The sequence below is a fragment of the Falsiroseomonas sp. HC035 genome, assembly GCF_050563525.1.
Classification (GTDB): Bacteria; Pseudomonadota; Alphaproteobacteria; order Acetobacterales; family Acetobacteraceae; genus Falsiroseomonas.
The window spans coordinates 78310-96660 of the sequence record NZ_JBNXUN010000011.1; the positions used below are offsets into that span (position 1 = coordinate 78310).

15 protein-coding genes are annotated in these 18351 nt (G+C 70.1%); 2 read left to right on the plus strand and 13 right to left on the minus strand.

Annotation, left to right across the window (positions count from 1 at the left end):
- Positions 1-27: 27 nt before the first annotated feature.
- From ACLF3G_RS20880 to recG, 6 genes are all read right to left on the minus strand, one after another.
- Entirely contained in the window at positions 28-477 is a 450-nt protein-coding gene (locus ACLF3G_RS20880; RefSeq protein ID WP_430671338.1) for an NUDIX hydrolase, read from the minus strand.
- A complete protein-coding gene (locus ACLF3G_RS20885; protein WP_430671339.1) occupies positions 474-1541 on the minus strand; it encodes a DUF4340 domain-containing protein in 1068 nt (355 codons plus the stop codon). Before ACLF3G_RS20885 ends, ACLF3G_RS20880 begins: the two co-directional genes overlap by 4 nt.
- Complete coding sequence (locus ACLF3G_RS20890) at positions 1538-3493, minus strand: GldG family protein (RefSeq protein ID WP_430671340.1); 1956 nt, start codon at positions 3491-3493, stop codon at positions 1538-1540. The genes ACLF3G_RS20885 and ACLF3G_RS20890 overlap by 4 nt, the downstream gene beginning before the upstream one ends.
- 4 nt (positions 3494-3497) lie before the next feature.
- Complete coding sequence (locus ACLF3G_RS20895; protein WP_430671341.1) at positions 3498-4229, minus strand: ABC transporter permease subunit; 732 nt, start codon at positions 4227-4229, stop codon at positions 3498-3500.
- On the minus strand, positions 4229-4954 hold the full coding sequence (locus ACLF3G_RS20900; protein WP_430671342.1) for an ABC transporter ATP-binding protein: 726 nt from the start codon (positions 4952-4954) through the stop codon (positions 4229-4231). The genes ACLF3G_RS20895 and ACLF3G_RS20900 overlap by 1 nt, the downstream gene beginning before the upstream one ends.
- Positions 4955-5038: 84 nt before the next feature.
- Positions 5039-7111 (minus strand): ATP-dependent DNA helicase RecG, encoded by a 2073-nt coding sequence (gene recG / locus ACLF3G_RS20905; protein WP_430671343.1) that lies wholly within the window; start codon positions 7109-7111, stop codon positions 5039-5041.
- Between the two features lie 55 nt (positions 7112-7166).
- On the opposite strand from recG, the gene ACLF3G_RS20910 reads away from it, so the two are divergent.
- Both ACLF3G_RS20910 and mfd read left to right on the plus strand, forming a co-directional pair.
- Complete coding sequence (locus ACLF3G_RS20910; RefSeq protein ID WP_430671344.1) at positions 7167-7511, plus strand: succinate dehydrogenase assembly factor 2; 345 nt, start codon at positions 7167-7169, stop codon at positions 7509-7511.
- The gene (gene mfd, locus ACLF3G_RS20915; protein ID WP_430671345.1) at positions 7466-11125 is read left to right on the plus strand and encodes a transcription-repair coupling factor; all 3660 of its coding nucleotides are present in this window, start codon (positions 7466-7468) and stop codon (positions 11123-11125) included. The genes ACLF3G_RS20910 and mfd overlap by 46 nt, the downstream gene beginning before the upstream one ends.
- A 54-nt stretch (positions 11126-11179) precedes the next feature.
- Here the strand turns inward: mfd and phnD are convergent, their stop codons facing one another.
- From phnD to ACLF3G_RS20950, 7 genes are all read right to left on the minus strand, one after another.
- Entirely contained in the window at positions 11180-12136 is a 957-nt protein-coding gene (gene phnD / locus ACLF3G_RS20920) for a phosphate/phosphite/phosphonate ABC transporter substrate-binding protein (protein ID WP_430671346.1), read from the minus strand.
- Between the two features lie 53 nt (positions 12137-12189).
- The gene (locus ACLF3G_RS20925) at positions 12190-13614 is read right to left on the minus strand and encodes a dihydroorotase (protein WP_430671347.1); all 1425 of its coding nucleotides are present in this window, start codon (positions 13612-13614) and stop codon (positions 12190-12192) included.
- Positions 13614-14393, minus strand: coding sequence for an SDR family NAD(P)-dependent oxidoreductase (locus tag ACLF3G_RS20930; protein ID WP_430671348.1), 780 nt, complete (start codon positions 14391-14393; stop codon positions 13614-13616). The genes ACLF3G_RS20925 and ACLF3G_RS20930 overlap by 1 nt, the downstream gene beginning before the upstream one ends.
- A gap of 2 nt (positions 14394-14395) precedes the next feature.
- Entirely contained in the window at positions 14396-15886 is a 1491-nt protein-coding gene (locus tag ACLF3G_RS20935; protein ID WP_430671349.1) for an amidohydrolase family protein, read from the minus strand.
- Between the two features lie 3 nt (positions 15887-15889).
- Positions 15890-16909: an ABC transporter substrate-binding protein gene (locus ACLF3G_RS20940; RefSeq protein ID WP_430671350.1), complete on the minus strand. Its 1020-nt coding sequence runs from the start codon at positions 16907-16909 to the stop codon at positions 15890-15892.
- A 138-nt stretch (positions 16910-17047) separates the two neighbouring features.
- A complete protein-coding gene (locus ACLF3G_RS20945) occupies positions 17048-17941 on the minus strand; it encodes a DMT family transporter (protein WP_430671351.1) in 894 nt (297 codons plus the stop codon).
- A gap of 2 nt (positions 17942-17943) precedes the next feature.
- Entirely contained in the window at positions 17944-18135 is a 192-nt protein-coding gene (locus ACLF3G_RS20950) for a hypothetical protein (RefSeq protein WP_430671352.1), read from the minus strand.
- Between the last annotated feature and the right edge of the window lie 216 nt (positions 18136-18351).

An 18351-nucleotide genomic window follows, 5' to 3' on the forward strand; every position in this document is an offset into this window, starting at 1 on the left:
TTCGCGATACTTGCAATGGCCCGGTCATCACACGGCCCGGTTGTGGCGAGCCAGGGCGATGACGCGCAGCGCCTCCGGCCAAAGCGCGTAGGGCGCCAGGCGGTCCAGGCTGACCCAGGCCACCTCCGTCACGTCGCCGCCGGGTCGGGCGGTTCCGGCGGTCCATTCGCCGGCGAAGTCGATGATGGTATAGTGGAAACGCGGTCCCCGGCCTTCATCGCCCGGGGTGATGGCATCCACCACCGCGAGCAGCCGGAGCGGCCCGGCCTCGATTCCGGCTTCCTCCAGCAATTCGCGGCGGGCGCAGGCCTCGGCTGTTTCGCCCAGGCGCTGGCCGCCGCCGGGCAACGACCATTCGCCGAGGCGCGGCGGGCGGCCGCGGCGGATCAGCAGGACCTCCTCGCCGCGCAGCACCACCGCACTGATGCCGACCCAGGGGCGGGTCGGATATTCGCGCGGGTTTGGCGCCGCGATCATTGCGGCGCGGCGGGCGTCTCCGGGGCAGCCTCCTGGGCCGCCTCCGGCTCGGCGGCTGCCGCCGCCTCCTGCTTCCGCAAGTCGGCGAGGCGCGGCACGAAGGCCTTCTCCTTCCATTGGCCGAGCTGATAGGCCCAGCCCTGCCAGCGCGCTTGCAGCCGCGCGGCTTCCTCATCGCCCTCCGCCGCCAGCAGCGCCCACAGCGTCTCGCCATCCTTGTGCGCGGTGACGATGATGCGGAGGTTGTCGGTCAGTTCGAAGCGGCCGGTGCCGATGCGCTCGCCGGGCATGGCGGCGGCTTCGCGGACGTCGAGGAAGGTCAGGAACTCGAAGCCGCGCGCCACCTCGTCCAGGCTGATCTCGTCGAGCTCCGGCGTCTCGGCGGGTTCCACCACGGAAAGGGGGCTGTCGGTGTCCGCGCCGCGGCGCAGCACCAGCGGCGGTTCGCCGACCCGGTCGATGGTGGCCGCGCGGACGCGGTCGCGCGGCAGGTTCGCCAGGTCGCGGTCGATCCACAGGTTCGGGTCGGAATCGAGCGGCAGGCGGCCTTCGGCCAGCCAGGCCTGGGATTCCGCGGGGCGTCGGACATAGACCGATTCTGGCACGTTGCCCTGCACGCGGACGCGGCGGCGACCCACCACCAATTCCGCCAGCGCCGCGCCCTCCGCATCCAGCACGCGGAGCAGGGAGGAGGTTGCGGCGGGGCGGGAGGGATCGTCCAGGCCGAGGCGGTCCAGCATCTCGGGGTTCGCGGTGCGGGGTTCGGTCAGGCGCAGCTCGGTCAGGCCGACCAGCAATTCCCGCACCCGTTCCGGCCGCACCGGGTAGCCGGCCTTGGCCGGCAGCACCCAGCGATCCGGCGCGGCGCGGCGCACCACCAGCGTGCCGTCATGGCGCGTCACCTCGATCGAGGCCGCGTTGTTGAGCCGCTGCGGCAGCGCCGGGAAGGCCAAGTCGCTGGAGGAGGGCGGCGGCGGCGCGGCGCGGTCCGGCGTCAGCAGGATGGCGCCACCCACCGCGGCCGCGGCGGCGGTGCCGAGACCTAGCAGGGTGCGGCGCCTCATGCGCGTGCCCCCGCGCGACGGCGGCTTCGCATGATGCCGAGGCCGATGGCAAACAGCACCAGCAGCGTCGGCACCAGCGCGATGTTCGCCAGCCGCAGCCAAGTCTCCAGCCGCTCGATGTCGCGGCGAAGTTCGAGCTGGACCTGGCGAAGCTGGCCGCGCGTGCGGACGATCTCGGCGCGGGCCGCGTCGATCTCGGCGCGCTGTTCGGGGGTGATGACGGTGTTGGCAGGTGCCGCGCCGGGCTGGCCACCGCCCTGGCGCAGTTCGCGCAGGCGGCGCTCCGTGGCCTCCAGCCGTTCGGTCAGCCCGCGCTCGGTCTGCCGGAACTGCGCCTCCGCGTCGCGGCGGATGTCCTCGACCAGCGCGAAGGGGCGCAGCGATTCGCCGCGGGAGCGCAGCGAGACCAGCGCCTCGCCACCCGCCATGCTGTCTGCAAGGTTGATCAGGAAGCTGCCATTGTCGCTGATCGGCGTCGCCACCTGCTGGCCGAAGAAGTCCTGGGTGCGGACCCAGAAGCGGTCCTCCAGGATGTCGGCATCGTTGCCGACGATGAGGTTGGCGGGGCCGGTGCTGCGCGCCAGGTGGGCGGGGAAATCGGCGGGACGCTCGCTGCCCTCCGGCACGGCAGGCGCCGCCTCGAAAGCGCTGGTCAGCGCGCCGCGGATGCGGGCCACGATGACGTGCTGCTGGTCGTCCGGGCGGAAATCCGCGAGCAGTTTCGTCGGGCTCGGGTCCTGGCGCACGGCGGTGGCATCGACCAGCATGGAGCGCGCGCTGGAGGTGACCAGAGGCGTGAACTCCACCGTCGCACCCTCGCGCCGGCGCACCGCGCCAGCCGAGCCGACCGTCACCTGCTGCAATTCGGCGGTCGCGACCTCGGTGCGGTTCAGCCCCTCGGTCGGCACGTTGAACCAGGCGAGGTAGTCCACCGCCTGAACCCGGTCCCGCGGGTCGGCCCGCACGCGCCAGGCGCCGCGCAGATCCAGCACCACCTTGTCCGACGGCGCCTCGACGCCCCAGGCGTTCAGCAGGCGGTCGAGGCTGGAGGCGGTGTTGGCGGAAGGCGGCTGGCCGGGGGAGGGGCGGGAGGCCTGGCTTTCGCTGTGCGGGTCCGTCAGCGCGATCAGGCGGCCGCCGCGCATGACGAACTGGTCGATCGCATACAGCGTGGCGTCGGACAGGTTCTGCGCATGCGCCACCAGCAGCACCTGCACATCCGGCGCGACGACCTGCGCGTCGGGCGCGATGTCGCGCACGGTGTAGAAGTTGCGAAGCTGGTTCATCACCACGAAGGGCTGCCCGACGCCGGGCTGGCGCATCATCATCGCGCGCGGGTCGCCGTTCAGCGGCAGGGAGGAGATCACGCCGAGCACCGGGCGGGTGGGATTGGACAATTCCCAAACCATCCGCGTCAGGTCGTATTCCAGGAAGCGCTCACGATCCGGCTGGAAGAACGGGATGGTGCGTTCATCGTCCAGCAGGTTGACGCCGGCCAGGCCGAAATAGACCTGCTCGCCGGACTGGTCGACCGGCACGCCCTGGATGCCGAGCGCCATGGCGCGGTCCTCCGTCTCGGAGAACGGCTCGGGGTCGAAGAACTCCAGCCGCACCTTGCCGCCGGAGACCGCTGCGTATTCCTCCAGCATCGCGCGCACGCGTTCCGCATAGGCGCCGTACAGCGGGATCGCGGCGCCGAGCCGGCGGGAATAGAAGACGCGGAAGGTGATCGGGTCCGCCAGCCCCTGCAGCACCTGCCGTGTGCCGTCGGACAGCGTGTAGAGGCGGTTCTCGGTCAGGTCGATGCGGGCGCGGGACAGCAGCCGGTCCGCCAGCATGTTGATGCCGATCAGCAGCACGGCGCCGAGGATCAGCGCCAGGATTGCGGAGAAGCCGCGCTTGCCGCGCGGCGTCGCGGGAGGAGTTGTGCCAGGGGAGGTGGTGGCGCTCATGCGGTCAATCCGCCTTCCGCTGGTCGATCGCGACGGTGTTCGCGAACAGGAAGAAGGCCATGAAGGACAAGAAGAACACGACATCCCGCAGCGAGATCACGCCACGGGTGAAGCCGCCGAGCCGGTCCGTGATGCTGATGGACCGCGCGGTTTCCGCCAGCGCCGGAACGCGCTGCGAGAGGAACTCCGTCACGACAGGGCTGCCGGCGGCGGTCAGGAAGAAGCAGGCGGCGACGGCGAGGACGAAGGCGATGACCTGGTTCTTCGTCATCGCCGAGATCGCCGCGCCGACCGCAAGGAACGCACCCGCCACCATCATGCAGCCGAGGTAGCCCGTCAGGATCACGCCGTTGTCCGGGTTGCCGAGGACATTCACCGTGATGACCAGCGGAAAGGTGAGCGCCAGCGCGATGCCGCAGAAGGCCCAGGCCGCCAGGAACTTGCCGACCACCGCCTCCCACTGCGCGATCGGCAGCGTCAGCAGCAACTCGATGGTGCCAAGGCGGCGTTCCTCGGCCCAGAGCCGCATGGTCAGCGCCGGCACCAGGAACAGGAACAGCCAGGGCACGAAGGTGAAGAAGGGCTGCATGTCCGCCTGGCCGCGGGCGAAGAAATTGCCCAGCGTGAAGGTCAGCGCGCCGGCCGTCACCAGGAAGATGACGATGAAGACATAGGCGACGGGCGTGGCGAAATAGCCGGCGAGTTCGCGCCGGAAGACGGTGACCATGCCACCCATCACGCGGCCTCCGCGAGCGTCAGCGAACGGAACACCGCATCCATCGATGGTCCCATCCCGGCGAGTTCCGCCGGCGTCGCATCCGCCACCATCCGGCCGCGCGCGATGACCACGGCACGGGTGCAGACGGCGGCGACTTCTTCCAGGATATGCGTCGAGATGACGATGGCCTTGTCCGGTGCCATGGCGCGGATCAGGTTGCGCACCTCATGCTTCTGGTTCGGGTCCAGGCCATCCGTGGGTTCGTCCAGTACCAGCACGGCGGGGTCGTGCAGCAGGGCGGCAGCCAGGCCGACGCGGCGCTTGAAGCCCTTCGACAGCGTCTCGACCGGCTGCAGGCGCACGCCCTCCAACTGGGTCAGGCCGATGGCACGCATGACGCGGTCCGTCAGTTCGGAGCGATGGAAGCCGCGGGCGCGGCCGCAGAATTGCAGGAAGGCGAAGACGCTCATCTCGGGGTAGGTCGGCGCGCCTTCCGGCAGGAAACCGAGCTGGCGCTTCGCCGCCACCGGATGGTCCACCACATCCTGGCCGCAGATGCGCGCGGTGCCGGAGGTCGGCGTCATGAAGCCGGCGAGCATCCGCATGGTGGTGGATTTGCCGGCGCCGTTCGGGCCGAGGAAGCCCAGCACCTCGCCCTTCGCCACGCTGAAACTCACATCATCCACGGCGGTGAAGGCGCCGAAGCGTTTCGTCAGGCGCTCGATCTCGATCAGCCCACTCACGCAGCATCCCCCAAGGTGATCCCGGACGCTGCGGCGATTAAGGAGGGGCGGCCCCGCGCGCAACCCCCCGTGAGCCTGTGGAACCTAACCGGCATCGAGCCGCGCCAGCGTCGGATCATGCCCGAACAGCGCCAGCAGGCCGAGCGCCGCCCGCCCGCGTGGTCCGGCCAGGTCCGGGTCGCGGTGCAGCAGTAGCGCCGCGTCCTGGTGGGCGAGGTGGGTGAGGCGGGCGACCTCCTCAGCCTCCTCCTTCGGGTCGAGCAGCCGGGCGCCGGGCAGGCCGGATTGCCGGGCGCCGAGCGCCTCGCCGCCGCCGCGGGTGAACAGGTCTTCCTCGGCGATCCGGAAGCCGTCCTCGGTATCGCGCAGCACCAGCAGGCGGCGCTTCTCGGCCTCCCCCAGTGCGGGGGAGTGCACCAGCAGGCAGGAGGAGGGCTTGGAGCCGCGTCCGACCCGGCCGCGCAGCTGGTGCAGGGCAGCAAGGCCGAAGCGCTCGGCCTGCTCGATCAGCATGATGGTGGCGTCGGGCACGTCCACGCCGACCTCGATGACGGTGGTGGCGACCAGCAACTGGGTGGCGCCGGAGGCGAAATCGGCCAGCGCCGCCTCCCGCACCGCCAAATCCTGCACGCCATGCGCCATGCCGACCTTGCCGGGGAAGCGGGCCGACAATTCGGCGAAGCGGTCCTCTGCGGCCACCGAATCGTCGTGCTCGCCGCCGGAGATGGCACGCACCACCCAATACGCGCGCTCCCCGCGCCTGATGGCCTCGCCGAGCCGGTCTATCACGTCCGGCAGGCGGTCCTGGCTGACGATGCGGGTGGCGATCGGCTGGCGGCCGGCGGGCTTGTCCTCCAGGCGGGAGACGGACATCTCGCCCCATTGGGTCAGCAGCAGCGTGCGCGGGATGGGCGTGGCGGTCATCACCAGCATGTCCGCGTCCTGGCCCTTCTGCGCCAGCATCAGGCGCTGGCCGATGCCGAAGCGGTGCTGCTCATCCACCACCGAAAGGCCGAGGTTGCGGAACACCACCGCCTCCTGGAACAGGGCGTGGGTGCCGACAACGACCTGCACCATGCCATCCGCCAGGCCGCGCAGCACCCGCTTGCGGGCCGCGCCCTTCACGCTGCCGGTCAGCAATTCCACCTGCACGCCGGCCGGCACGCAGAGCTTCTCCAGCGTGCGCAGATGCTGGCGGGCCAGCAGTTCGGTGGGCGCCATGAGCGCCGCCTGGGCGCCGGATTCGACGGCGCGCAGCATGGCCAGCACGGCCACCAGCGTCTTGCCGGACCCGACATCGCCCTGCAGCAGCCGCAGCATCCGGCGCGGGCTGGCCATGTCGGCGCCGATTTCCGCCAGCGCCTGCGCCTGGCCGGGCGTGGGCGGGTGGCCGAATGCGGCCAGCGCCTTGTGGGCCAGTGCGCCGGTGCCAGGCATGGCTCGGCCGGGCCTGTCCCGCTGGCGGCGGCGGACCAGGGCGATGGCAACCTGGTGGGCCAGAAGCTCGTCATAGGCGAGGCGCCGGCGGGGCAAAGCGGGCAGCGGGCCGGCAGGCCGTTGCAGCAGGCGGATGGCGGCGGCGAAGCCCGGCCAGCCTTCCTGCTTCAGCAGCGACACATCGGCCCATTCGGGAAAGTCCGGCAGAAGGGCCAGCGCTTCACCCATGGCGGCGGCGATGCGCCGGGGGGTCAGGCCGCGCACCATGGGCCAGACCGGCTCCACCAGCGGGAGGGCCGATTCCTGTTCCGCCACCGTCGGGTTCATCATGGCGAAGCCGTTGGAGCCTTCCGTCTGCACCCGGCCGGCCAGGTAGCGGACCTCGCCGGGCGGCAGCAGCTTCAGGATCCAGGGCAGCCGGCCATTCATGAAGCGCAGCACCAGCGGCTTGCCGGCCGACGTCGCGCGGACTTCCACATAGGATCGCTGGCTGCGGCCGGACCGGGCGGCGCGGGCGGACTGGGCCACCACCTCCAGCACGCAATCCTGGTCCAGCGGCGCCTCCGCCGGGCTGGCGGCGCGCCTGCGGATCACCACGCGCTCGGGCAGGTGCAGCAGCAGGTCGAACACCCGCGCCCCGCCCGCCGCCTCCGCCAGCAGCGCGGCCAGCGTCGGGCCGACGCCCGGCAACTCTGCGAGCGGCGCCAGCAGGGGCGTCACATGCGCTTGGGCATCTTCCGGGGCGCTTGCTGACAGGATTCCCATGGGCCTCTATATGACACGCGACGACATGTCCCAGAACGCCGAGAGCCTCAAGCTGACAGATCCCGAACCGACCTTGGACGCACGCCGGCGCCGCCTGAACTTCCGCGCCTGGCACCGTGGTACCAAGGAGACCGACCTGATGGTCGGCGCCTTCGTCGCCCGCAACATCGCTGCCTTCACCGAGGCGGAGCTGCTGGAGCTCGAGCAGATCCTGGAACTGCCGGACGTGGACCTGGCCGACTGGCTGATGGGCCGCCGGCCGATTCCCGCCGAGGTTGTGTCGCCCCTGCTGACCCGCATGACGGTCGAATGCACGCAATCGGGCGCGGGCCTGCCGCCGGACCTCAGGCCGTGAACATCCTGACGGTCCACGGCGCGCCGGAGGGCTTCGACGCCCTGCTGCTCGCCCGGCGCCGGGCCGAATCGACCGGGCCCGTGCTGCACGTCTGCCGCGACGACGCCCGCATGGCCCGGATGGCGGAGGCGCTGGCCTTCTTCGCCCCGCATGTCGAGATCCTGCGCTTCCCGGCCTGGGACTGCCTGCCCTACGACCGTGTCTCGCCCAACCCGGAGATCGTCTCGGAACGCGTCGCGACGCTGACGCGGCTGGCCGAGCCCGCCCGCGTCCCGCGCATCCTGCTGACCACCATCAACGCCCTGGTGCAGAAGGTGCCGCCACGCGCCGCCTTCACCGGCGCGACGCTGGCGCTGAAGCGCGGCGGCCGGGTGAAGCCGGAGAAGCTGACCGAGTTCCTGGAAGCCAATGGCTACCACCGCACCGGATCCGTCATGGAACACGGCGAATACGCGGTGCGCGGCGGCATCGTGGACCTGTTTCCCTCCGGCCATGCCGAACCGGTGCGCCTGGATTTCTTCGGCGACGAGATCGAGGATTTCCGGCGTTTCGACACCGCGACCCAGCGCAGCGGCGACAAGGTGAACGAGCTGGTGCTGCGCCCGGTGGGCGAGGTGTTCCTGGACGCGCCGTCCATCAGCCGCTTCCGCACCGGCTACCGCGAATTGTTCGGCGCCGCGGCGGGGGAGGATCCGCTGTATGTCAGCGTTTCGGCCGGTCGCCGGCATCCTGGCATGGAACATTGGGCCGGGCTGTTCCACGAGCATATGGAGACTCTGATCGACCATCTGGGCGAGGGGCCTTCGGTGTCCCTCGACCACCAGACGGAGGATGCGCTGGCGGCGCGGCTGGAGATGGTCGTGGACCATTACGAGGCTCGCCGGATGCCGGCCCGCGAGGGCGAGGTGCCCTACCGCCCGGCACCGCCGGACCGGCTGTACATCGACCATGACGGCTGGATCGAGATGCTGGAGGAGGCGCGGGTGTTCCGCTTCTCCCCCTTCGACCAGCCGGAGCACGCGCCGGGGATCGATGCCGGCGGCCGGCTCGGCCGGATGTTCAACGACGTGCGTGCCGAGGGCCGCAACGTCTTCCAGGCCTACGGCGAACACGCCGCGGCATTGACCAAGCGCAACCTGCGGCCGGTGCTGGCCGCCTGGACCAATGGGTCGCGCGAGCGCCTGGCGAACCTGCTGCGGGAGAACAACGTCCGCGCCGAGCCGGTGGAGGATTTCCTCGGCGTCCAGAAGCTGCCGATGGGTACGGTGGCGCTGGCGATCGTCGGCGTCGAGCGCGGCTTCGTCGCCCCCGCCGATCGCCATGCCGATGGCCTGGTGCTGGTCGGCGAGCAGGACCTGCTGGGCGAGCGCATCGCCCGCCCGCCGCGCCGTCGCAAGCGCGCCGACCAGTTCATCGCGGATGCGACGGAGATCGCGCAGGGCGACCTGGTGGTGCACCAGGACCACGGCATCGGCCGCTATGACGGGCTGGAGACCATCCGCATCGGTGATGCGCCGCATGAATGCCTGCGGCTGATCTACGATGGCGGGGACAAGCTGTTTCTGCCGGTCGAGAACATCGAGGTGCTTTCGCGGTTTGGATCGGACGCCGCCGGCGTGGCGCTGGACAAGTTGGGTGGTTCCACCTGGCAGGCCCGGAAAGCCAAGGCGAAGAACCGCATCCAGGACATGGCGGCAGCCCTGATCCGCATCGCCGCCGAACGCCAGACCCGCAACGCCCCCGCCGCCATTCCGCCCGAAGGCGCCTGGGACGAGTTCTGCGCGCGTTTCCCCTTCGCCGAGACCGAGGACCAGCAGCGTGCCATTGCGGACGTGCTGGAGGATCTGGCCGCCGGCCGTCCGATGGACCGCCTGATCTGCGGCGATGTCGGCTTCGGCAAGACGGAGGTGGCGCTGCGTGCCGCCTTCGCGGTTGCCATGTCCGGCACCCAGGTCGCCGTGGTGGTGCCGACGACGCTGCTCGCGCGCCAGCATTTCCGCGTCTTCTCGACGCGGTTCGAGGGCCTGCCGATCAAGGTCGCGCAGCTCTCCCGCATGGTGAACGCCAAGGACGCGCAGGCGGTGCGGGATGGCGTGAAGGACGGCACCATCAACATCGTCGTCGGCACCCATGCGCTGCTGGCGAAGTCCATCGAGTTCGCCGACCTCGGCATGGTCATCGTCGATGAGGAGCAGCATTTCGGCGTCGCGCACAAGGAACGCCTCAAGCAGTTCAAGGCCGACGTGCATGTGTTGACGCTGACCGCGACGCCCATCCCTCGCACCTTGCAACTGGCATTGACCGGCGTGCGGGAGATGAGCGTGATCGCAACCCCGCCGGTGGACCGGCTGGCGGTGCGCACCTTCATCACGCCCTGGGACAGCGTGGTGATCCGCGAGGCGATCCTGCGCGAGCGGTTCCGTGGCGGCCAGGTGTTCTGCGTCTGCCCGCGGTTGGAGGATCTGCCGAAGCTGCGGGAGCGCCTGACCGACATCGTGCCGGAAGCCCGCATCGCGGAGGCGCATGGCCGCCTGGCGCCGACCGAGCTGGAGCGGGTGATGACGGAGTTCGGCGACCAGAAATACGACATCCTGCTGTCCACCAACATCGTCGAATCCGGCCTCGACATGCCAGCGGTGAACACGCTGATCATCCACCGTGCGGACATGTTCGGCCTGGCGGGGCTGTACCAGCTTCGTGGCCGCGTCGGGCGCGGCAAGCTGCGCGGCTACGCCTACCTCACCTGGCCGCAGACCCACCGGCTTTCGGCGGCCGCCGAGAAGCGGTTGGAGGTGATGCAGACGCTGGACAACCTCGGCGCCGGCTTCACCCTGGCCTCCCACGACCTCGATATCCGGGGTGCCGGCAACCTGCTGGGCGATGAGCAGTCCGGCCACATCCGCGAAGTGGGCATCGAGCTGTACCAGCAGATGCTGGAGGATGCGGTCCAGAACCTGAAATCGGGCGACCGGGAGCGCGATGCCTCGGATGATCGCGACTGGACGCCGCAGATCAACCTTGGCCTGCCGGTGATGCTGCCCGAGACCTATGTCCGCGACCTGCCGGTGCGCCTCGGCCTGTATCGCCGCATCGGCAGCCTGCAGACGGAGCCGGAGATCGAGGCGATGGCCGCCGAACTGGCGGACCGCTTCGGCCAGTTGCCGCCGGAAGCGGAAACGCTGTTGCAGGTTGTCTGGCTAAAGGCGCTGTGCCGGCAGGTCGGCGTGGAGAAGCTGGATGTCGGGCCGAAGGGCATCGTGCTCGGCTTCCGCGGCAACCGCTTCGCCAACCCGCCGGGCCTGATTGACTGGGTGGCGGCGCAGCATGGCGCGGTGAAGCTGAGGCCGGACCACAAGCTGGCCTACGCGCAGGAGATGCCCTACGAGGCGCGCATCCGCACCGCGCGCGAATTGCTGGCGACGCTGGCGGAGGTGGCGCAGGGCCGGGTGCCGAAATCCGCCCCGCCGCCGCCGAAGCCGCCCGCGCCCAAGGCGCCACCGCCGAAGACCGGGCCGAGCTTCAAGAAGACGGTGTTCCGGCCGCAGTCGGTGCCGGCGGCGCCGGCGGGCGCCAGCACGCGGCCGATCCCGTTTCCGGGCCGCTGGAAGCGGTAATCAGCAAAGCCTTCTTTCCCGCAGGGGGGAGAGGGTTGGGTGTGGGAGCGTGACCTAGTTGCGCCGGCGCCTGGCCGCGGCTTCCTCCTGCCGCATGGTGATGAACACCTCGTAGTCCGAATGCTGCGTCGGTACCCAGCCGGTGACGGTGCCCCGTTCAACGGCGCGGTGGATCTCCGGGTGTGCGGCGGGCAGCGCCAGATGGAAGGCGGTGATGTCCGCCTTGAAGGCATCTGGCAGGTCCTTGCGCACCACGATCGGCCCGTTCTTGATCGGGCGCGACTGCCAGATGATGCGCAGCTCGCGCAGGTTCAGCAGGCCCTTTTCGGCGGTGGAGCGGAGCATGCCGCGGGTGAAGCCCTCGGAGGCCTCGCCGACGCCCGACGCCCAGGTGACGCCGGCATCGAACTGGCGGTTCATGACGGCGACGATCGCCTGTTCATGCCCGCCGGCGAAGCCGGTGCGGCCAAAGAACTGTTCCGGCACGATGCCGGCGGCGCGGAGCTCCGCGCGAGGGATCAGGTAGCCGCTGGCGCTGTTGGGATCGGCCCAGGCCATCGACTTGCCGCGCATCTGCTCCAGGCTGGTGATGCCGGTGTCGGTGCGGGTGTACATCACGGCGACATAGCTGGTGCTGCCATCGGCTTCCTGCGTCACCAGGATGGGTTCGACATTGCCATTGGAATCCATCCAGGAGGCGGCGTAGGCGGCGGGCGACATGCTCGCCATCTCGATGTGCCGACCTGCGAAGGCCTGGACCACGCCGGAATAGTCGGAGGCCTGGAACAGGCGGACCGGGACTCCGAAGGTCTCCTCGATCAGGCGGCCATAGGCGCCGTAGCGGCCGATGCGGTCGGCCTCGTTCTCCCCGCCCAGGATGCCGATGCGGATCTGACCGAGCTGCTCTGCCCAGGGCCGGCGGCCCTTGGCGGGCATGGCTGGTGCTTGCGCCTGCGCGGCGAGGGGCGTCAGGGCGGCGGCGGCGAGGAGGGCGCGGCGGGTGACGGACATCGGCGGAAGTCTCCGTGATAGCTCGGGGACGCTAGCGTGACCGCGGCGACAAATCACCAGGATTGCGCGCCCGGCCGCAGGATCGCCTTGGTGGTGGTGGCCAGGTTGCGCGGCTCGGGCTTCGGCATCTGCGGCCGCTCCATCCGGCCCCAGCCGGGCGCGTCGAGCACCGTGCCGCCTTGCATCACGATGCGACCACGGACGATGGTGGCGACCGGCGCGCCGATCGTCTCCATGCCCTCATAGGGCGTAAAGCGGCTGCGGATGCTGTGGAGGTCCGCGCCGCGGATGGTGCCTTCCTGGCCAGGGTCCACCACGGCGATGTCGGCGTCCGCGCCGGGCTGGATCACGCCCTTTCGCGGGTACAGGCCGAAGGAACGGGCAGGGGCGGCGCTGGCCATGCGGACATAGTGTTCCATCGTCATGCGGCCCTGATGCACCTGGGTCAGCATCAGGCGCATGGAAGTCTCGACGCCCGGGAAACCGCAGGCATTGTCCCAGAAGCTGGCGTGCTGCTTCTCCGCCATCGCATGCGGCGCGTGGTCGGTGCCGAGCATGTCGATGGTGCCGTCGACCAGCGCCTTGAAAATCGGCTCCCGCTGCGCGCCTTCCCGGATCGGCGGGTTCAGCCGGGCGATGCGCGCCTTGTCGCCGGTGAGGTCTTCGGCGGCCAGCAGGAAGTATTGCGGGCCGGTCTCCACCGTCATCGGCACGCCGCGCGCCTTGGCGTCGCGGATGATGGGGATGGAGCGCATGCAGGATTCGTGGACGATGTGGATGCGCGCGCCGGTCCACTCGGACAGCACGATGGAGCGGTTCAGCGATTCCAGCGCCACGATGTCGGCCCGCGCCGCCAGATGCGCGAAGGCATCGTCGCGCCCGGCAGCCTTCATGCGGTTCTCGCGCCAGAACAGCATGGGCGAGTTCTCCGCATGGATGGAACAGCGCAGGCCGAGTTCGGCCAGGATCTCGAACCCTTCCAGCACCGCGCCGTCATTCGGTGCCGGCAGGTTGCCGGTGGTGTTGCCGAGGAAAAGCTTGAAGCCGATGACCCCCGCCTCGGCCAGCGCCGGCAGAACATCCAGCGAGCGTTCATCGAGCAGGCCATACAGGCCGAAATTGACATGCGCCTGACGCTCCGCCGCCTCCCGCTTCGTCGCCAGGGCCTCGAGCGACCAGACCGGCGGGTCGGTGTTCGGCATGTCGAAGATGGTGGTGACGCCACCGGCCGCGGCGGCGCGGGTGCCGGTGGTCCAGTCCTCCTTCTGCGTCATGCCGGGTTCGCGGATATGCGTGTGCACGTCGATGGCGCCGGGGATGACGTATCTTCCCACGGCGTCCAGCGTGCGGGTGGCGCGCGGGGCGAAATCGGGACGGCCGACGAAGACGATGATCCCGTCCTTCACCGCGACATCCGCGACGAAGCGCCCCGTTTCGTTGACGACGGTGCCGCCGGCGATGAGCAGGTCGCAAATCATCAGATCACCCACCCGCCATCGACCGCCAGATCCTGCCCCGTGGTCTGGCGCGACAGGTCCGAGGCCAGGAACAGCACGGCATTGGCCACATCCTGGTCCGTGCTGATCCGTCGCAGCGCGTATTCGCCGGCGTGCTTCACGCGTGCTTCCTCCGCCGAAATGCCCTGCTGCGTGGCCATGGTGGCGCGCACCGCCTCGAAGCGCGGGCCTTCGACCATACCGGGGCAGCAGCAGTTCACGTTGATGTTGTGCGGTCCGAGTTCCAGCGCGGCGGATTTGGTGATGCCGCGCAGGCCCCATTTGCTGGCGGAATAGGCGGCCCGGCCGGCGCGGCCGCGCAGCCCGAAGGTGCCACCGACGTTGACCACCTTGCCGTATTTGGCGGCGATCATGCCAGGCGCAAAGGCGCGCATAGTGAGGAAGCAACCGGTGACGTTCAGCCGCAGGATGGCGTCGAACTCCTCTGGCGTCGTCTCCCAGAACGTCTTGCCCAGGGGGCCGCGGCCACCGGCGATGTTCACCAGGATATCGCAGCGGCCGAAGGCGGCCAGCGCACCGGCGGCCATGGTGTCGACGCTGGCGGCATCGGTGACGTCGCAGGCGAAGACCTCGGCGCGGCGGCCCATGGCGCGCACCTGTTCGGCGACGGGCTCGATGGCGGCGGTGTCGCGGCCCGCCAGCGCCAGGTCGGCGCCGTGTTCCGCCAGCAACAGCGTGCAGGCGGCGCCCATGCCCTTGGCGGGGCCGGTGACGACAGCGACGCGGTCCTTGAGCAACATGATCAGTCGGCCTTCAGCAGGCGCCTTGAACGAGTCCAGCCCTTCGCCATGGACCGGCAATGGCAGGCGACATGCGGCGCCACCGCCTCGCACCACTGCCGTGTCTCGGAATTGACCTCGCGCAGGCGTTCCGCCGCCGCATTGGCTTCCTGCGCCAGCTTCGCCTCGTCGATGCCGAGCACGATGCGGTTGCGCAGCTTCCACTCGCCGCCGACCATCACATCGGTCACGGCGCTGCCATCCTCGGTCCAGACCAACTGGTTCGCCGCATCGTTCAGCGGCGCCCAGTTGATGTGGTGCAGGTCGAGCAGCACCAGGTCGGCGTTGCGCCCGGCCTCGATCGTGCCGCCATCGAGGCCCATCAGCTTCGAGGAGCCCTGCGTTGCCAGCCGGAAGGTCTCGGCCGTGCCGAGCCACTCGGCCTCCTCTGCATCCTCCCACAGCCGGGAGGCGAAGGCCGCCAGGCGCATCGCCTCGAACATGTTCTGGTTGTCGGAGGAAGATGAGCCATCGGTGCCGATGCCGAGCGTGACGCCCGCCGCCAATGCCCGCCGCGCCGGGGCGATGCCACTGGCAAGCCGCATGTTGGCGCCGGGGTTATGCGAGATGCCGGCACCGCGTTCCGCCAGCAGCGCCAGGTCGCCACCCGTCAGCCAGACGCCATGCGCGACACTGAACCAGGGCCCAACCAGGCCGAGCCGGTCCATGTGTTCCAGCAGCGTCGCGCCCTCATACCGCAGCGCGCCGCCTGCGGCTTGGTATCGCGATTCGGCGACATGCGACTGCATCGGCAGCCCGTATTCCGCGGACAGCCTGCGGCACTCGCGCAGAAACTCGTCCGTGCCGTGCAGCGGGATGGTCGGCGCGCAGCCGAAGCGGATGCCGCGTGCATCATGCGACCAGCCGCGCGCAATCTCCTCCACAGCCTGCACGGTCTGTGCCATTGGTGCCGTGGCAAGGCCGGCGGCGCGGGCGCGGTGCGGCTCCGGAAGCGCCTCGATGAGGCCCGGCGTGGCCTGGAAGAAGGTGAGGTCGCCCAGCATCGGCGCCAGCACGGCGCGCAGGCCGACGGCGGCATAGGCCTCCGCCATCGCGTCCAGCCCATCCACGGTCGGGCAGGGCAGTTCGGCCGGCAGATCGTAGACGGCCGTGCAGCCCTTCTTCAGGTTTTCCACCGCATTCAGCGCGCTGGACAGGTACTTGTCCTGCAACAGGCGGCCGCCGCTGATCCAGGCGCCGTGCACCAGCAGCAGCGCCAGGTCCCACTTGTCCCCCGCACCCTTGGAGAGCCCGCCATGGCTGTGGCTGTGGCCGTTGACCAAGCCGGGGATCACCAGGCGGTTGCTGGCGTCGTAGGGCCGCGCGGATTCCACCGTGCTGCCGGGCGGCAGCAGGGCGGCGATGCGGCCATCCTCGACCAGGATCTCGGAAAAGCTGGAGGACAGCGCATCCGGGGCCAGGACCCGCGCGCCGGTCAGAAGGGTCCTGGCCACGGATCAGAACATCCGCTCGGACTGCGGCGGCAGGAAGCGGTCGGTGAACATGCTCTCGGCCGTCGGCGGGGTGGCGACGCCCAGCGCCTCCGCATTCACCTGCACCAGCTGCCGGGCGCGCGCCATGTCCAGATGGCCCATGCCGCCGGCCCGGCTGTTCGGCGTGATGATGGAGCGGTCGCGCGTCATGGCGAAGCGGCGGGATTCCAACGCCTCGTCGAACAGCGCCTCGCGCCGCTTCAGCGCCGCCATGCCGCCGGGCACGTCGTTCAGCAGCAGCTTCAGGCCATCGATCGAGGCCTTGACGAAGCGGGCGGCGACTTCAGGGTTCCGCTCGATCCAGTCCGCGCGGGCGAAGACGCCGGAGCCGTACAGGTCGAGGCCGTTCTCGGCATAGGGCCAGGACAGGATGTTGTCCTCGGGGATGCCGAGGCCGACCAGGTTGAAGTGGACAGTGAACAGGAAGCCGGTCACGGCATCCACCTGCCCGGTGCGCAGCATGGTGTCGCGCAGATTGGCTGCCATCGAGGTCCAGCGGACGCGGGAGGCATCGATGCCGGCGACCTTGGCGAAGGCCGGGAACAGCAGGCGGGAGCCTTCGCCCTCGGGCGCGCCGAGGCTTTTGCCCGCCACGTCCTGCGGCTTCTCGATGCCGCGCCCCTTCATGGTAACGATGGCGGCCGCCGTGCGGTCGAACACCGGATACAGCATGACGAGGCGGCTGGCCGGGTTTTCCGCGTTGAACTTCACCGCGCCGGAGAAGTCCGCGAAGCCGATGTCGTAGGCGCCGGAGCCCACCTTCACCAGCGCATCGCCGGAGCCGAAGCCGCGGTCCATGCGTACAGCGAGCTGTTCGCGGCGGAAGATGCCGCGATCCTCGGCCAGCGCCCACATGCCGTGGTTGCCCTGGAGTGCCCAATCCAGCGTGAACCGCACCGCGGTCTGCGCCTGGGCGGTGCGGATGGCAGGCAGGGCTAGGCCAGCGCCGGCGGCGGTGGCGAGCAGGGTGCGACGGTTCAGCATGGGGCGGGCGTCCTCCGGGGGGTCGGGCGCAACATAACCTGGAATCCACGACTGTCATCGTCCGAGGCAAAGTCGCAGCGCCCCGGCAGGCAGCGGTCTGCCTTCGGGATAGGCTTTAGGCCTAAAATCTGGGCAACATCAACCGCCGCGATGCGTGCGATGCGCGATGTACAGTGTGGCGGCGACCATGATCAGGGTGCCCCACAACAGGCTCCAGCCCGGCACTTCGGAGAACACCAACAGCCCGATCAGGGCAGCGGCCGGGATCTGCACGTACTCCATCGGCGCCAGCACGCCGACCGGCGCCCGGCGCGCCGACCAGGAGGCCAGGAAATCGCCCAGCACGGCGCAGACGGATCCGGCGGCCAGCAGCAGCAGCGCGCGGAGCGAAGGCGTTTCCCACACGAAGGCCGAGACCGGCGCCCAGACCAGTACGGAGGCGATCGCATACCAGGCAACGACGCGGGAGGGTGGCTCGCTGGAGGACAGGTTCTTCACCGCGACCAGCACCATGGCCCCGGACGCCCCGCCCGCGAGGGCTGCGAGCGTGCCAGCCGAGGGCGCCGAGGTCAGCGCATCCTGCGGCCCGACGATCACAAGCACGCCGGCGAAGCCGACCGCCCCGGCCGCGGCGCGGTCCCAGCCAATCCGCTCCCCCAGTAGCAGGAAGGCCAAGGGCAGCGCCCAGAGCGGCTTGGCGTGCAGGATCGCCACCGCATCCGCCAGCGGCAGCCAAAGCAGCGCGTACATCGACAGGATGAAGCTCAGCGACCCGGCAGCGCAGCGCGCCAGATGGGCGCCGGGGCGACGGGTGGCGAGGGCGGAGGGGCCAGCGCGCAGCAGCCAGGGCAGCAGGATCAGGATGGTGAAGACGCCGCGGGCGAAGGGCACCAGCGGCACCGGCAGGCCATCCTGCATCGCGGCGCGGAAGCAGGCGCCCATCACGGCGAAGACCAGGCAGCAGGCCAGCATCAGGCCCATGCCCGCCAGGGCGCGGCGCCCCTCCGCCGAGGATGGAGACGCCGCCGGCACGCCTATTTGCGTTCGGGGGCGAGTTCCGCCTCCAGTTCCTTGATACGCGCCAGCAGCGTGGTGCGGAGCGCCGGGGAGTTGTGCGGCTTGATTCCCGCCAGGGTTTCCTTGAGCTCGGCCAGCAGGCGGCGCTTCTCCTGTGGCGAGCGACGGATCGGGCGGTTGTCGGAGAACTGGCCCTCATGCGAGCGCATCGGCGTGACCTTCCCAGGGCTGTTGTTGAGGGCATGGGTTAGGGGCAGGCGCGGCGGGCGTCAACGCGCGGCGCCCGGACTGCCCAACCGGGCGGCACTGTGCCTCTCGGGGCATCAGGATGCGCCTTTGCTGCGGGTTTGCACAGGCGCGGCCGCTTGCCTCCGGCACCGGTCAGGCGCAGATATTCCGCCTGCGCGGGCCACCGCGGGCTGGGA

What these genes read in the sequence shown, in the direction of transcription:
- ACLF3G_RS20895 (WP_430671341.1), bottom strand. Translation starts at nt 4,229, where the DNA reads ATGGGTGGCATGGTCACCGTCTTCCGGCGCGAACTCGCCGGCTATTTC.
- ACLF3G_RS20925 (WP_430671347.1), bottom strand. Translation starts at nt 13,614, where the DNA reads ATGATTTGCGACCTGCTCATCGCCGGCGGCACCGTCGTCAACGAAACG.
- phnD (WP_430671346.1), bottom strand. Translation starts at nt 12,136, where the DNA reads ATGTCCGTCACCCGCCGCGCCCTCCTCGCCGCCGCCGCCCTGACGCCC.
- mfd (WP_430671345.1), top strand. Translation starts at nt 7,466, where the DNA reads ATGCACGCAATCGGGCGCGGGCCTGCCGCCGGACCTCAGGCCGTGAAC.
- ACLF3G_RS20880 (WP_430671338.1), bottom strand. Translation starts at nt 477, where the DNA reads ATGATCGCGGCGCCAAACCCGCGCGAATATCCGACCCGCCCCTGGGTC.
- ACLF3G_RS20940 (WP_430671350.1), bottom strand. Translation starts at nt 16,909, where the DNA reads ATGCTGAACCGTCGCACCCTGCTCGCCACCGCCGCCGGCGCTGGCCTA.
- ACLF3G_RS20950 (WP_430671352.1), bottom strand. Translation starts at nt 18,135, where the DNA reads ATGCGCTCGCATGAGGGCCAGTTCTCCGACAACCGCCCGATCCGTCGC.
- ACLF3G_RS20890 (WP_430671340.1), bottom strand. Translation starts at nt 3,493, where the DNA reads ATGAGCGCCACCACCTCCCCTGGCACAACTCCTCCCGCGACGCCGCGC.
- ACLF3G_RS20885 (WP_430671339.1), bottom strand. Translation starts at nt 1,541, where the DNA reads ATGAGGCGCCGCACCCTGCTAGGTCTCGGCACCGCCGCCGCGGCCGCG.
- ACLF3G_RS20910 (WP_430671344.1), top strand. Translation starts at nt 7,167, where the DNA reads ATGACACGCGACGACATGTCCCAGAACGCCGAGAGCCTCAAGCTGACA.
- ACLF3G_RS20930 (WP_430671348.1), bottom strand. Translation starts at nt 14,393, where the DNA reads ATGTTGCTCAAGGACCGCGTCGCTGTCGTCACCGGCCCCGCCAAGGGC.